The sequence below is a fragment of the Lentzea sp. DG1S-22 genome (genome assembly GCF_036321065.1).
GTDB classification, from domain to species: domain Bacteria; phylum Actinomycetota; class Actinomycetes; order Mycobacteriales; family Pseudonocardiaceae; genus Lentzea; species Lentzea jiangxiensis.
Map to the genome: position 1 here is coordinate 1,627,790 of NZ_CP143276.1, position 12,677 is coordinate 1,640,466.

At 71.7% G+C, this 12,677-nt stretch carries 14 protein-coding genes; 10 read left to right on the plus strand and 4 right to left on the minus strand.

Going from position 1 to position 12,677, the window contains the following annotated elements; genetic code table 11:
* Positions 1 to 183 precede the first annotated feature (183 nt).
* Genes V1227_RS07010 through vanX form a run of 3 tightly spaced genes read left to right on the plus strand, consistent with a single transcriptional unit; the run spans position 184 to position 2,743 of the window.
* Complete coding sequence (locus V1227_RS07010) at positions 184 to 1,146, plus strand: NAD(P)-dependent oxidoreductase (protein WP_329793970.1); 963 nt, start codon at positions 184 to 186, stop codon at positions 1,144 to 1,146.
* Positions 1,143 to 2,138, plus strand: coding sequence for a D-alanine--D-alanine ligase family protein (locus V1227_RS07015; RefSeq protein ID WP_329791667.1), 996 nt, complete (start codon positions 1,143 to 1,145; stop codon positions 2,136 to 2,138). The genes V1227_RS07010 and V1227_RS07015 overlap by 4 nt, the downstream gene beginning before the upstream one ends.
* On the plus strand, positions 2,135 to 2,743 hold the full coding sequence (gene vanX, locus V1227_RS07020; RefSeq protein ID WP_329791668.1) for a D-Ala-D-Ala dipeptidase VanX: 609 nt from the start codon (positions 2,135 to 2,137) through the stop codon (positions 2,741 to 2,743). Before V1227_RS07015 ends, vanX begins: the two co-directional genes overlap by 4 nt.
* A gap of 126 nt (positions 2,744 to 2,869) precedes the next feature.
* Here the strand turns inward: vanX and V1227_RS07025 are convergent, their stop codons facing one another.
* From V1227_RS07025 to V1227_RS07040, 4 genes are all read right to left on the minus strand, one after another.
* Entirely contained in the window at positions 2,870 to 3,994 is a 1,125-nt protein-coding gene (locus V1227_RS07025) for a BMP family lipoprotein (protein WP_329793971.1), read from the minus strand.
* An 82-nt stretch (positions 3,995 to 4,076) separates the two neighbouring features.
* On the minus strand, positions 4,077 to 4,601 hold the full coding sequence (locus V1227_RS07030; protein WP_329791669.1) for a GNAT family N-acetyltransferase: 525 nt from the start codon (positions 4,599 to 4,601) through the stop codon (positions 4,077 to 4,079).
* Positions 4,598 to 5,272, minus strand: a complete 675-nt coding sequence (locus V1227_RS07035) for a hypothetical protein (RefSeq protein WP_329791670.1) — start codon at positions 5,270 to 5,272, stop codon at positions 4,598 to 4,600. Before V1227_RS07035 ends, V1227_RS07030 begins: the two co-directional genes overlap by 4 nt.
* On the minus strand, positions 5,230 to 5,577 hold the full coding sequence (locus V1227_RS07040) for a hypothetical protein (RefSeq protein WP_329791671.1): 348 nt from the start codon (positions 5,575 to 5,577) through the stop codon (positions 5,230 to 5,232). Before V1227_RS07040 ends, V1227_RS07035 begins: the two co-directional genes overlap by 43 nt.
* A 128-nt stretch (positions 5,578 to 5,705) precedes the next feature.
* Here V1227_RS07040 and V1227_RS07045 point away from each other — a divergent pair, with 128 nt between their 5' ends.
* From V1227_RS07045 to V1227_RS07075, 7 genes are all read left to right on the plus strand, one after another.
* On the plus strand, positions 5,706 to 6,290 hold the full coding sequence (locus V1227_RS07045; protein ID WP_329791672.1) for a MerR family transcriptional regulator: 585 nt from the start codon (positions 5,706 to 5,708) through the stop codon (positions 6,288 to 6,290).
* Positions 6,287 to 8,623: a VIT domain-containing protein gene (locus tag V1227_RS07050; protein ID WP_329791673.1), complete on the plus strand. Its 2,337-nt coding sequence runs from the start codon at positions 6,287 to 6,289 to the stop codon at positions 8,621 to 8,623. The genes V1227_RS07045 and V1227_RS07050 overlap by 4 nt, the downstream gene beginning before the upstream one ends.
* Positions 8,624 to 8,757: 134 nt before the next feature.
* Entirely contained in the window at positions 8,758 to 9,072 is a 315-nt protein-coding gene (locus tag V1227_RS07055) for a hypothetical protein (protein WP_329791674.1), read from the plus strand.
* Between the two features lie 63 nt (positions 9,073 to 9,135).
* Positions 9,136 to 10,536 carry a fatty acid desaturase gene (locus V1227_RS07060; protein WP_329791675.1) on the plus strand — a complete coding sequence of 467 codons (1,401 nt, stop codon included), beginning with the start codon at positions 9,136 to 9,138 and terminating at the stop codon, positions 10,534 to 10,536.
* 9 nt (positions 10,537 to 10,545) lie between these two features.
* Complete coding sequence (locus V1227_RS07065; RefSeq protein ID WP_329791676.1) at positions 10,546 to 11,157, plus strand: TetR/AcrR family transcriptional regulator; 612 nt, start codon at positions 10,546 to 10,548, stop codon at positions 11,155 to 11,157.
* Positions 11,158 to 11,315: 158 nt separating this feature from the next.
* Entirely contained in the window at positions 11,316 to 11,642 is a 327-nt protein-coding gene (locus tag V1227_RS07070; protein WP_329791677.1) for a hypothetical protein, read from the plus strand.
* Positions 11,643 to 11,663: 21 nt separating this feature from the next.
* On the plus strand, positions 11,664 to 12,596 hold the full coding sequence (locus V1227_RS07075) for a bile acid:sodium symporter (protein WP_329791678.1): 933 nt from the start codon (positions 11,664 to 11,666) through the stop codon (positions 12,594 to 12,596).
* Positions 12,597 to 12,677: the final 81 nt, after the last annotated feature.

Here is a 12,677-nt window from a genome sequence, read left to right on the forward strand (position 1 = left end):
GTTCCTCGACGAACGCGATCACCGTGCCGGAGCCGGTGTGGCCCGCCACCGTGAGGACGTGGTGTGGCGCGTGGTCAGCCGCCGCGCCGAACTGCTCGGCGGCACGGCGAACAGCAGCCGTATCGCCGGTGTATCCGGAATCGCATACGTGGTGGCAACTCCGTGCCGATTTGGCTGTGCGGCATGGCAACGGGCATCACGATCTACGGGTGCGGGCAGGACGAGGCCGTCCTGTTCCGGGAAATGGCGCCCCGCTGCGGCGTCGCACCCACCATCACGGAAGCCGCGGCAACCGAAGCCACCGCCAGCCTGGCCTCCGGGAACCGCTGCATCAGCGTCGATCACCGAACTCCGGTGACCGAACCGGTTCTGCTCGCTTTGAGCCGGATCGGGGTGCGGTACATCTCCGCGCGCAGCGCCGGGTTCGACCACATCGACGTGGACTGCGCGCGGAGTGTCGGCATCACCGTCGAGAACGTCGCGTACTCGCCGGACAGCGTCGCCGACTTCACGGTGATGCTCATGCTGATGGTCCTGCGCGGCGTGCGTCCCCTGCTCCGGCGCGCCGACCGGCACGACTACCGGCTGGGCGAGGCGCGCGGCCGGGAGCTGCGGGACCTGACGGTCGGGGTGGTCGGGACCGGCCGCATCGGCGTGGCGGTCCTGGACCGGCTGCGCGGGTTCGGCTGCGCGGTGCTCGCACATGACAACCGGCCGCGCGATTCGGCCGACTTCGTGCCGCTCGACGACTTGCTGAGATCCAGCGACGTCGTCACGCTGCACACCCCGTTGAACGCGAGCACACATCACCTGCTCAACCGCGAACGCATCGGGATGATGAAAGCCGGCGCGGTCGTCGTGAACACCGGTCGCGGACCGCTCATCGACACCCCGGCTCTGGTCGAGGCACTGGAAACCGGTGCTCTGGGTGGTGCGGCTTTGGACGTCCTCGAAGGTGAACGAGGAATCTTCTACGCCGACTGCCGGGCGGCGGAAATGCACAACGAACCGCTTTTGCGGCTGCAGGCCCTTCCGAACGTGGTCATCACCCCGCACACCGCCCACTACACCGACCACGCGCTGAGCGACACGGTGCGGAACACGCTCGTCAACTGCCTGGACTTCGAACACGGGGGAACGCCATGACCAGGACCAGGATCGGAATCCTCTTCGGAGGGGCGTTCGAGGAGCACCCGGTGTCGCTGAAGTCCGCGCGGGAGGTCTCGCGGCACCTCGACTCCACGAGGTACGAGCCGTACTGGGTCAAGATCACGCGCGGCGGCGACTGGAGGCTGTGCGCGGGCCCTGATCAGGAGGGCGGACGTCCGGTCGTGCTGTCGCCCGACGGCCTGCTCGTCCTGGAGGGCGGGAGGTTCGAGACGATCGGCCTGGACGTCGTCTTCCCGGTGCTGCACGGCAGGCAGGGGGAGGACGGCGCCGTGCAGGGGCTGCTGGAGCTCTCCGGCATCCCCTACATCGGGTGTGACGTCCAGAGTTCCGCGCTCTGCATGGACAAGGCACTTACGTACGTCGTCGCCCGCGGCGCCGGGGTCGCGACGCCCCGCTTCTGGACGGACGTGCCCGCCGACCCCGCCTACCCGCTCTTCGTGAAGCCGGCCCGGTCGGGATCGTCGTTCGGTGTCACCAGGGTGTCCACCGAGGACGAGCTGGAGGTGGCTCTCGGCGTCGCCCGGCAGTACGACTCGAAGGTCCTGGTCGAGGAAGCCGTGGCCGGCAGCGAGATCGGCTGCTCGATCCTCGGCGACGACGAGCTGGTCGTCGGGGAGCTCGACCGGGTCGCGCTGACCCACGGCTTCTTCCGCATCCACCAGGAGAGCACGCCGGAGACCGGTTCGGAGAACTCCTCCTTCGTCGTGCCGGCGGACATCTCCGCCGAGGCGTGCGAGTTGGTCAAGGAGACGGCGAGAGCCGTCTACCGCGCACTCGGGTGTTCGGGCCTGGCGCGCGTCGACCTGTTCCTGACCCCCGAAGGCCGGGTGGTGCTCAACGAGGTCAACACCATGCCCGGGCTCACCTCGTACAGCCGCTACCCGAGGATGATGGCGGCCGCCGGCCTGTCGCTCGGCGACGTGATCGACCACCTCGTGTCGTTGGCGCTGAACGGAGAACTCCGGTGAACGCCGACTTCGTCTTCGTGGACGAGTGCGTCCCGGGAATCCGCTGGGACGCCAAGTACGCCACGTGGGACAACTTCACCGGCAAACCGGTCGACGGCTACCTCGTCAACCGCGTCGTCGGCACGCGAGCCCTGTGCGAGGCCCTGGAACGCGCACAGGAGAAGGCCGAGTCGCTCGGCTTCGGCCTGCTGCTGTGGGACGGCTACCGCCCGCAACGCGCCGTCGACCGCTTCCTGCGCTGGGCGGAGCAGCCGGACGACGCCCGCACCAAGGCCCGGTTCCACCCCCGGATCTCCAGGGCGGAGATGTTCGAGCTCGGCTACGTGGCCGCGAGGTCAGGGCACAGCCGGGGGAGCACCGTCGACCTGACGCTGTTCCACCTGGACGGCGGTGAGCTGGCGGGGATGGGCGGCGACCACGACCTGATGGACCCGATCTCGCACCACGGGGCCGTGGGCATCACGGAGGTGGAGGCGGCGAACCGGCAGCAGCTCTGCGCGATCATGGAGGCGTGCGAGTTCCGGCGCTATGACAGCGAATGGTGGCACTACACGCTGAACGACGAGCCGTACCCGGACACCTACTTCGACTTCCCTGTGGGATAGGCGAACGCCCGCACGGCAGCCGCGGCCCTCCCGGACCGCCGGCCCGTCCCGCTCACCGGGCACGCGCCCCGGGACCCACCTCCGCGGTGGGCGCCGGCGGAGCGTGCCCGGCACCGGGCACCGCGGCTAGACCTTGTCGGCGACCTTGATCTCGCCCTCGATGATCTGGGCCTTGTAGCCCTCGAGGATGCCCTGGAGCTCCGCGTCGACCTTCCCGCCGGAGGTCGCGTACCCGACGCCGTTCGACTTGAGGTCGAACACCTTCGGCAGCGACGCGATGTCGTTCTTCGCGGCGGCGTGGAAGAAGTCGTACACGGCCACGTCCACGCGCTTGAGGCTCGACGCCACGATCACGTCGCGGTTGGCGGCGAGCGCCGGCTGGTTGTACTGGTCGGCGTCGCAGCCGATCGCCAGCACGCCCGCCTGCTTCACCGCGGCGAACACGCCGATGCCGGACGCGCCCGCGGCCGGGTAGACGACGTCGGCGCCCTTGTCGATCAGGCCCTTGGCCGCCTCCTGGCCCTTGGGCGGGTCCTGGAAGCCCGTGAAGTCACCGGCCGGGGTGATGTACTTCTTGTCGATCCGGACCTTCGGCGCGGCGGTGCGCGCACCCTGGTTGTAGCCCGCCTCGAACTTCTGGATCAGCGGGATGTCCACGCCGCCGACGAAGCCCACGTGGCACTTCTTGCTCTGGTACGCGGCGACGACGCCCGCGAGGAACGCGCCCTCCTGCTCGGCGAACACCAGCGGCGTGACGTTCGCGGCGCCCTCGACGGCCGAGTCGACCAGGCCGAACTTGACGTTCGGGAACTCCGGCGCGACCACCTTCAGCGACTCCGTGTACGCGAAGCCCACGCCGACGATGGGGTTGAAGCCCTCCGACGCCAGCTGGCGCAGCCGGGTCTGCTTCGCGGACTCGTCCTCGTTGGGCGCGGCGGACAGTTCGCGGGTGTTCTCCTTCTTCACACCCATGTCCGCGATGGCCTTGTCGAACCCGGCGGCGGCGAGGTCGTTGAACGACGCGTCACCGCGGCCACCGATGTCGTAGGCCAGACCGATCTTCAGCGCGCTGCCGTCGACCCGGTCGCCCGCGGCGGCCGTGGTGCTCGACGTGGCGGGCGCGGTGGGCGGCGTCGAGAACTCGCAGCCGCCGGCGGAGGCGGCGTTGTTCGTGCTGTTCTGGCCGGAGTCCTTCGCACAGGCGCTGACCACCATGGTCAACGCGATCGCGGCAACGGCGGTGCCACGCAAACGGCGCACGGGTCGTCCCCCTCAAGAGCTTGGTTTCAGGAGCGGGACGGTACCCGGCGCCGCGGACGAACCGGTTGAGCGTTCACCTATTGGGATCGAGAGCCTTGCGGAAGACGAGGAAGTCGCACGGGCAGGCCAGGCGCGGCACCAGGTGCGGATAGGCGCTTTCGAGGTCGTCCGTGCGCACGTGGCGATAGCCGATGCGCGTGTACCAGCCCCGCAGGAACTCCTTGACCGGATGGTTCCACTCCTGCGGGACCAGCAGCTCCAGCTGCATCTCGCGAGCGCCGGCCGACCGGGCCCAGTCCTCGGCGAACGACACCAGGTCCGTGCCGATGCCCGTGCCGCGTTCCTCCGGCGCGGCCACCAGCATCCCGAACTCGCCCGCGCCGTCCTCGAGCCGGTGGACGCGCACCGAGCCGACGACGCGGCCGTCCGACCGGGCCACGGCGATCTCGCCGGCGGTGATGAGGCCCGCCACCTCGGCTTCGGTCGTCCGGGAGCCGCCCTCGAGCCAGATCCCCTTCTCCGCCTCGGCGTACACGCGGTTGACCAGCGACGCCAGCTCGCCGGCGAGCGAGGTGTCGGAGGTCAGGGCCGGGGTCACCACGGCGACGGCTGACGGGTCCGGGCGAGCTCGTCGGCGTGCTGCAGCACACCCAGCTCGCGCAGCATCCGGTCGCGTTGCACGGGGTCGTGCGCGACGTGCGAGGCCTGCAGGGCCTTGCGCAGGCGGGCCCTGCGCCGCGGCGTCCACCGGCTGGCGACGGCGAGCCTTGCGGCCCTCAACGCCGCCTTGTCCCTCGTCCGGGCCAGGGCGTCCCGGCCGTCGTCACCGAGGTTCAGCACCGACAGCAGGCGTTCCCGCAGCTCTCGGCCGATGCGCGCCCACGTCGTGGTGCGCCGGCGTGCGGCGCGGATCTCGATGCCGAGCGCGAGGTGCAGCATCACCAGACCCAGCACCGGGCCGAGCAGGACGCGGGCGGCACCGGCGACCGGGCCGGACAGGCTGAAGGCGGCGAACGCGGCGAACGCCGTCAGCGCCCACGCCACGAGCCGCGCGGGGCCGGGGCGGCCGTTCTGGCGCACTCCCGCGCGCATCGCCCAGCCGCAGGCCACGAGCGCGGCCTCCATCACGGAGAACAGGACGACCCGCTCCACGACGTCGGTGATGCCCAGGCGCTGCTCGAAGAAGCGCCACGAGGTGTCGACGCTGACGCCGATGCTCAGCAGCGCTACCGCGTAGAAGCCCTTGGCCCCGGCGGTCTCGGCCGCCACCGGTGCGGGATCGGCGGGGAACGGCGTTCGGTCCCGTTGAGCTCCGCGATCAGCTCGGGCGTCAGCGGGATGTGGCCGCTCGTGTCTTCGACGCCGTTGCGGGCGCGCCACTCGTTCACGATCGGAGTGGCGTACGGCCTGCTCGGGACCGTCTGGCCCTGCCTGTGCAACCAGAGGCGGACGTCCTCGACCGAACAGCCGCGCGGCAGGTGCTCGAGCGCGTACCGGATCTTCGCCTTCTGGGTCCTCAACCGGCTCAACGCGGCGTCGTGGCCGGTCAGGGTGCCGGCCTCGTCCGTGGTCACTCGTGCTCTCCGTCCTCGTCGGGGGCTTGCAGGGGGCACGCGGACGGCTGGACCCTACCCGGCCACCCCGCGTGGACCTCACCAGGTTTACGTTGACACTGTCACGATTGCAGTGTCACTATCGTGGGGTGTGGACGCTCGACGAGTTGCTGGACCGCGTCTCCGCCGCGTTGTCGGCGGAGTACTCGGGCGCGCCCAACGGCCGGGTCAGGGACGTGCCCGACAAGCGGGCCGTCCGCTGGTACGCGACGACGGGACTGGTGGACAGGCCCTCGGCGATGCGCGGCCGCACCGCCTTGTACGACCGGCGCCACCTGCTCCAGCTCGTGGCGGTGAAGCGACTGCAGTCGCAGGGGAGGACGCTGGCCGACATCCAGGCCGAACTCGCGGGAGCTGCCGACTCGGCGCTCGCCGCCATCGCCCGCGTTCCGCAGGCGCTGCTCGACTCCGGTGACGCTCCGCCGGTGCAAGCCGTCCGCCCGAGGTTCTGGGCGGAGCCGGCGGCCGCACCACCACCCGAGGCCGCGGCGCCGGCCACCGCCGTCGCGGGGGAGGCCGCCGTCCTGAACGGCGTCGCTCTGGGCGGCGGCACCGTCCTGCTGGTGCCGGGAACGCCGACCGCCGCCGACCGCGCGGACATCGCCGCCGCCGCCCGACCGCTGCTCGACCTGCTCGCCGCCCGAGGCCTGCTCAACGAAAGGGAACCGTCATGACCTTCTCCGTCGCCCCGATGAAGCCAGCGGAAGCCGACCGCATCGGCCGGACGACCGGGGACGCGGGTCTCGGCGCCCTGCGCACCGAACGCGGCAACCTGCCGCTCGAACGCCTCGACGTGCGGGCCGAGGTGACCGGCCTGGTCGGTCGCGTGGTGCTGACGACCGGGTTCGTGAACACCCACGACACCGCCCTCGAAGCCACCTACGTGTTCCCGCTGCCGGACCGCGCCGCCGTGACCGGCATGAAGATGACCGCGGGCGACCGCACGGTCGAGGCCGAGCTGCAGGAACGCGCGCAGGCCCGGCAGACCTACGACGACGCGATCGCGTCCGGGCGAAGAGCGTCCATCGTCGAGGAGGAACGGCCGGATGTGTTCACCATGCGCGTCGGCAACATCCCCGCGGGCGAGCGGGTGACCGTGGAGCTCAGCCTGGTGGGCCCGCTGGTGTTCGAGGACGGCGCGGCGACGTTCCGGTTCCCGCTGGTGGTGGCGCCGAGGTACGTGCCGGGCACGCCGCTGCCGGGTCCGCCGGTGGGAGACGGCCACGCGGAGGACACCGACGTGGTGCCGGACGCGTCCCGCATCTCGCCCCCGGTGCTGCTGCCCGGCTTCCCGAACCCCGTGCGGCTCTCGATCGGCGTGGAGGTCGACCCGGCCGGGCTGGAGCTCGTCGAGGTCCGGTCGAGCCTGCACGCGGTCGTCACGGAGGGCAACACCGTCTTGGTGCGGCCGGGGGAGCGGGTCGACCGGGACTTCGTGCTCCGCCTGGCCTACCGGGGCGACAGCTCCGCCGCCGTGTGCGTGCCCGACGCGGACGACAGCGGTGAGGGCACCTACCAGCTGACGGTGCTGCCCCCGGCGCCCACGAGCCCGGTCCGCCCGCGGGACGTCGTGCTGCTGCTCGACCGCTCCGGCAGCATGTCCGGCTGGAAGATGGTCGCGGCCCGGCGTGCGGCGGCCCGCATCGTCGACACGCTCACCGCGGACGACACGTTCTCGGTGATCACCTTCGACGACCGCCTGGAGCGTCCGGAGACGCTCGGGTCCGGTCTCGTCGCGGCCACCGACCGCCACCGCTTCCGCGCGGTCGAACACCTCGCGGCCGTGCAGGCGCGCGGCGGCACCGAGATGTTCGGGCCGCTGCGCGAGGGCCTGACCCTGCTCTCGGAGGCCGCCGAGGGCCGCGACCCGGTCCTGGTGCTCGTCACCGACGGCCAGGTCGGCAACGAGGACCAGCTGCTGCGCGACATCGCCCCGGTGCTCGGCCGCACGAGGGTGCACGCCGTCGGCATCGACTCGGCCGTGAACGCGGGCTTCCTCGGCAGGCTGGCCGCGGCGGGCGCGGGCCGGTGCGAGCTCGTCGAGAGCGAGGACCGCCTGGACGAGGCGATGACGCACATCCAGCGGCGGATCGGCGCGCCCGTGATCACGGACGTCGTCCTGTCGCCGTCGTCCGACCTGCCGAAGCTGCCCACGGCGATCTACCCCGGCGTGCCGCTGGTGGCGCTCGGCCGGTACACCGGTGCGGCGCCGGAGTCGTTCACCGTGCGCGGCCGGACTCGCGAGGGCGGTGAGTGGCAGGAGACGATCGCGGTGCGGCGGCACACGTCGCCGGCCGTCCGGGCGCAGTGGGCCCGTGCGGCGTTGCGCGACCTGGAGGACCGGTACGCGACCGGTGACCGGGCCGTGGAGACGACGATCGTGCGGACGTCGCTGGAGTTCGGCGTGCTGTGCCGCTTCACGGCGTTCGTGGCCGTGGACGAACGGGTCGTGTCCGACGGTGAGGTGCACCGCGTCGTGCAGCCGGTGGAGCAGCCCGCGGGCTGGGAGGTGCAGGCTCCGCGGCCCCCGATGCCGAGCTTCGCCGCGGCGCCGCCCGCCTTCGCCGCACCCGCGCCGTTCGGCGCACCGCCGCCCGCGCCCTTCCTGCCGCAGTCCGTCGCGGGAGGCGCTCCCGGTGGCCCGCCGCCCGCCGCGCCGAAGCGCATGCGCACACGGGGACGCGGGGTCGAGGCCCTGCCCCTGCCCGTGGCCGACGACCCGGCGGACCTGCGCGAGATCGCCGCGGTGGAGCTGCAGCGACTGGAGAAGGACGCGCACCTGCCCGTGTGGGAGCGCCAGGACCTGCTCGCCGACCTGGCCAGCCGCCTCGGCACCCTCCTCGGTGGCCGCCAGGGTTCCGCGTACGACGCGGTGCGCGACCTCGTGGCCGAGCTGACGGCCGGGGGAGACGTGGACCGGCTGTGGGCGCGTGCGGTGCGGGTGCTGCGCGAGTTCACCGGTGCGGGCGCCCCTGAGCCGGAGCGCCGGCGCAGGTTCTGGCGCTGATCGGGCGCTCGCCGGGGAAGCGTTGTGGAGCAGCGCTTCCCCGGTGACCCCACCTGATCCGGTGAACGTCCGTGACGTCCCGGCGATCTTCGGCGTCCGGCCGGGTAGTCCCCCGCGAACCAGAGGAGACGCCGTTGTCCAGCGCCAGTGACCGAGTCGTCCGGTTGCACCCGCCGATCTCCGAGGACGCCCTCGTGTCGATCGTCGAGCAGGCCGCCCTGTGCCACCCCGCCGTCCAGGACGTCGAGTGCTCGGCGACGCCGGACGGCGGGATCCGGGCGGAAGTCGTCGTGTGGCGCGGTGGTGCGCCTCGGCGGACGCTCCGCGACATCGGCGCCGCGCTCGGAGCTGTGCTCGACGAGGTGCCCGTGCGGCTTTCGGTGGTGGCGGTCGCGTACTGCCGGCGCTCGACGGTGCTGCTGGCCCTGACCGACGAGGTTTACAAATAACGGTCTATTGTCAAATCAGCTTTACGCGCCCTATCGTTTTGTCAACCTCCTGAGGAGCGTGGCATGAGCGACATGAAGGCAACGGTGCCCGTCGGCTCAACCGAGCGGTGGACGGACGGCAAGCGGTACCTGTGGCTGCTGGGGCTGGTCGTGCCGTCCCTGGCGTTCCTGGCCATCGGGATGCACGCGGTGACCGGCTGGGGCGTGTGGTTCTGGATCGGGCCGGCGGTGGTGCTCGTGATCGTCCCGGCGATCGACCTCGTCGCCGGGCTCGACCGCAGCAACCCTCCCGACGACGTGATCGGGCGGCTCGAGAACGACCGCTACTACCGGTGGATCACCTACCTGTACCTGCCGATCCAGTACGTCGGGTTCGTGGTGGCGTTCTGGGTGATCGCGCGCGGTGGTCTGTCCGTTGTGGACAAGATCGGGCTCGCCGTGTCGATCGGCTGCACCGGCGGCATCGGCATCAACACCGCGCACGAGCTGGGGCACAAGAAGGAGAGCCACGAGCGGTGGCTGTCGAAGATCGCGCTCGCGCAGAGCTTCTACGGCCACTTCTACATCGAGCACAACCGCGGCCACCACGTGCGGGTCGCGACGCCGGAGGACCCGGCCAGCAGCCGGGTGGGGGAGAGCTTCTACCGGTTCTGGCCGCGCACGGTGTTCGGGTCGGTGAAGTCGGCGTGGCGCCTGGAGCGCAAGCGGTGCGGGCGGCGCGACCGGCACCCGTTCCGGATCGGCAACGACGTGCTCAACGCGTGGCTGATGTCGGCGGTGCTGTGGGCCGCGATGATCGCGTGGCTCGGCGTCGGCATCGTGCCGTACCTGCTGGTCCAGGCGGTGATCGGCTTTTCGCTGCTCGAGGTCGTCAACTACATGGAGCACTACGGGATGCTGCGGCAGAAGGTCGGTACGCCGGACCGCCGGCGGTACGAGCGCGTGGACCCGAGCCACAGCTGGAACTCCAACAACATCGCCACGAACGTCCTGCTCTACCACCTGCAGCGGCACAGCGACCACCACGCGAACCCGACCCGGCGCTACCAGACGCTGCGCGACTTCGAGGAGTCGCCGGTGCTGCCGACCGGCTACGCGGGCATGATCCTGCTGGCGCTGGTGCCGCCGCTGTGGCGCCGCGTCATGGACCCGCGGGTGCGGGAGCACTTCGGCGGTGACATCGGCCGCGCCAACATCCAGCCGGGCAAGCGCGATCGGGTCCTGGCCCGCTACGGCGGCACCGGCACCGGTGACGACGTCGTCGCCGACACCCGCGGCGACGCGACAGCGGGCGGCACGTGCCCCGGCTGCGGCTACGTCTACGACGAGAAGACCGGTGACCCCCGCGAGGGCTTCCCCGCCGGAACGCCGTGGTCGGACATCCCGGACTCCTGGTGCTGCCCGGACTGCGGGGTCCGCGAAAAGATCGACTTCGTCGCGCCGGGCCGCGTCACGTCGGCCTAGGATCGGGGCATGGGCGGTACCTCTCGAGCAGCGGCCTCGGGCCGGCGGCAGCCGATCGTCGAGGCGGCGATCGAGATGACCGCCCGCGACGGCTGGGCCGCCGTCACCATGACGCGGCTCGCCGAGCAGGTCGGGGTGAGCCGCCAGACCGTCTACAACGAGATCGGGTCGAAGAACGCGCTGGCCGACGCGATGCTGGCCCACGAGCTGCACCGGTTCCTCACCGCGATCAGCGGCGCGTTCGACCGCCACACCGGCGACCTCGTCGAAGCGATCCACGACGCGGTGCGCGACGTCCTCGACCTCGCGCGCGGCAACCTGCTGGTGCGCGCCATCGCCTCCGCCACGCACGGCGCCGACACCGAGCTCGTGCCGCTGCTGACCACCCAGGCCGAGACCCTGCTCGTCGAGGTCAAGGCGATGCTCGCGGCCCGCGTCGAGACCTACCGCACGGGCCTGACCGCCGAGCAGGCCGAGGTGCTGATCGACCTCATGACCCGCACGGTGCTCAGCCACGTCGTCCAGCCGACGGGCACGCCGGCCGCCACCGCCGACGGCCTCGCGTGGCTCGCGTCACGTGTCCTGGAGGAGCCCGTGAGGAAACCGCTCCGGTTCGGCTGACGAACACCGGAGATGGACGTGCTCGACACAGTGGCGGACCTGGAGCCCGGCGCGCTGCGCGATGCCCGGGCGGTGGTGGCCGGAGCGGCTTCCGGCCTCGGCAAGGCGACCGCCGCCGGGATCACACCCTGACCGGCTCGCGGGCCTACGGTGGAACCATGAGCGCGGAGGCGGAGGCTTGGGTCCCGGAGGCCTGCACGTTGCCCACGGACGAAAGACCGTTGCGGGTGGCCGAGTTCGACGAACTGTTCGCCACCGCGGTGAAGCGGGTGGACCGGCCGGAGTCCACCCGGCTGGTGCTGGACCTCGAGCCACGGCCGGAGGTCGCCGGCAGGGCCGCGGACCTGGCGATGCGCGAGACCGGCTGCTGTTCCTTCTTCACCTTCGGCCTCACCGCGACCGGCGGCGCGCTGCGCCTGTCCATCGAGGTGCCGGACGCGCACACCGAGGTGCTCGACGCGCTGGCACGGCGGCTACCCTCCTGATCGTCCGATCGGGAGGGTGAGGTGCCGGGGTTCGCGGCGACCGCAGAGCGCCACCAGGTCGCCGTCTACCTCGGCGCACTGGTGGCCGGCTTCGCGGCAGGCTGGGCGGCGCCGGCGGCGGCCTCGTGGTTCGAGCACGCCATCAACCCCGTCCTGGCCCTGCTCCTGTACGTCACGTTCCTCCAGGTCCCGGTGGCCGAACTCGGACGCTCGCTGCGCGCGGGCCGGTTCCTGGCCGCCGCGCTGGTGGTCAACTTCGCCCTGGTGCCGCTGGTGGTGGCCGCATTGCTGCCGTTGGTGCCCGCGGACCAGGCGGTGAGGCTGGGCGTGTTGCTGGTCCTGCTCACCCCGTGCGTCGACTACGTGATCGTGTTCAGCGGCCTGGCGGGCGCGGACGGCCGCCTGCTGGCCGCCACGCCGTTGCTGCTGATCGCACAACTGGTGCTGTTGCCGGGTTATCTCCTGCTGTTCCTGGGACCCGGCGCCGCCGTCGTGGATCCCGGCCCGTTCGCCGAGGCGTTCGTGGTGCTGATCGCGATCCCGCTGACCCTCGCGTGGCTCACGCAGTCCGCGCCGAAGGCCGCGACCGTCGCCAACGCCCTGAGCACGACGATGGTTCCTCTCATGGCCGCCACGCTGTTCGTCGTGGTGGCCTCGCAGGTGCCGAAGCTCGGCGACGACCTGCCCCTGCTCGCGCGCGTCGTGCCGATCTACGTGGTCTTCCTGGTGGTCATGGCTTTCGCGGGCCGAGTCGTGGCCCGCGCGTTCCGCCTCGACACCGCCGGAGCGCGCGCGATCGTGTTCACCGGTGCCACGCGCAACTCGCTCGTCGTGCTGCCGCTGGCGCTGGCGTTGCCCGGCGAGCTCGCGGCAGCGGTCGTGGTGACGCAGACGCTGGTCGAGGTGGTCGGCATGGTCGTCTACGTGAGAGCGGTACCCCGGCTGCTGCCCTGACCCCCGAACGCACGCGCCGCTTTCGGCCTCGCGTCCAGGATGCGCTCGCGGGCGTCGCGGGAGCCGTCCACCGACATCCGC

Coding starts and splice junctions, on each gene's coding strand:
- V1227_RS07010 (WP_329793970.1), top strand. CDS start 184: ATGGCAACGGGCATCACGATCTACGGGTGCGGGCAGGACGAGGCCGTC.
- V1227_RS07015 (WP_329791667.1), top strand. CDS start 1,143: ATGACCAGGACCAGGATCGGAATCCTCTTCGGAGGGGCGTTCGAGGAG.
- V1227_RS07050 (WP_329791673.1), top strand. CDS start 6,287: ATGACCTTCTCCGTCGCCCCGATGAAGCCAGCGGAAGCCGACCGCATC.
- V1227_RS07060 (WP_329791675.1), top strand. CDS start 9,136: ATGAGCGACATGAAGGCAACGGTGCCCGTCGGCTCAACCGAGCGGTGG.
- V1227_RS07065 (WP_329791676.1), top strand. CDS start 10,546: ATGGGCGGTACCTCTCGAGCAGCGGCCTCGGGCCGGCGGCAGCCGATC.
- V1227_RS07070 (WP_329791677.1), top strand. CDS start 11,316: ATGAGCGCGGAGGCGGAGGCTTGGGTCCCGGAGGCCTGCACGTTGCCC.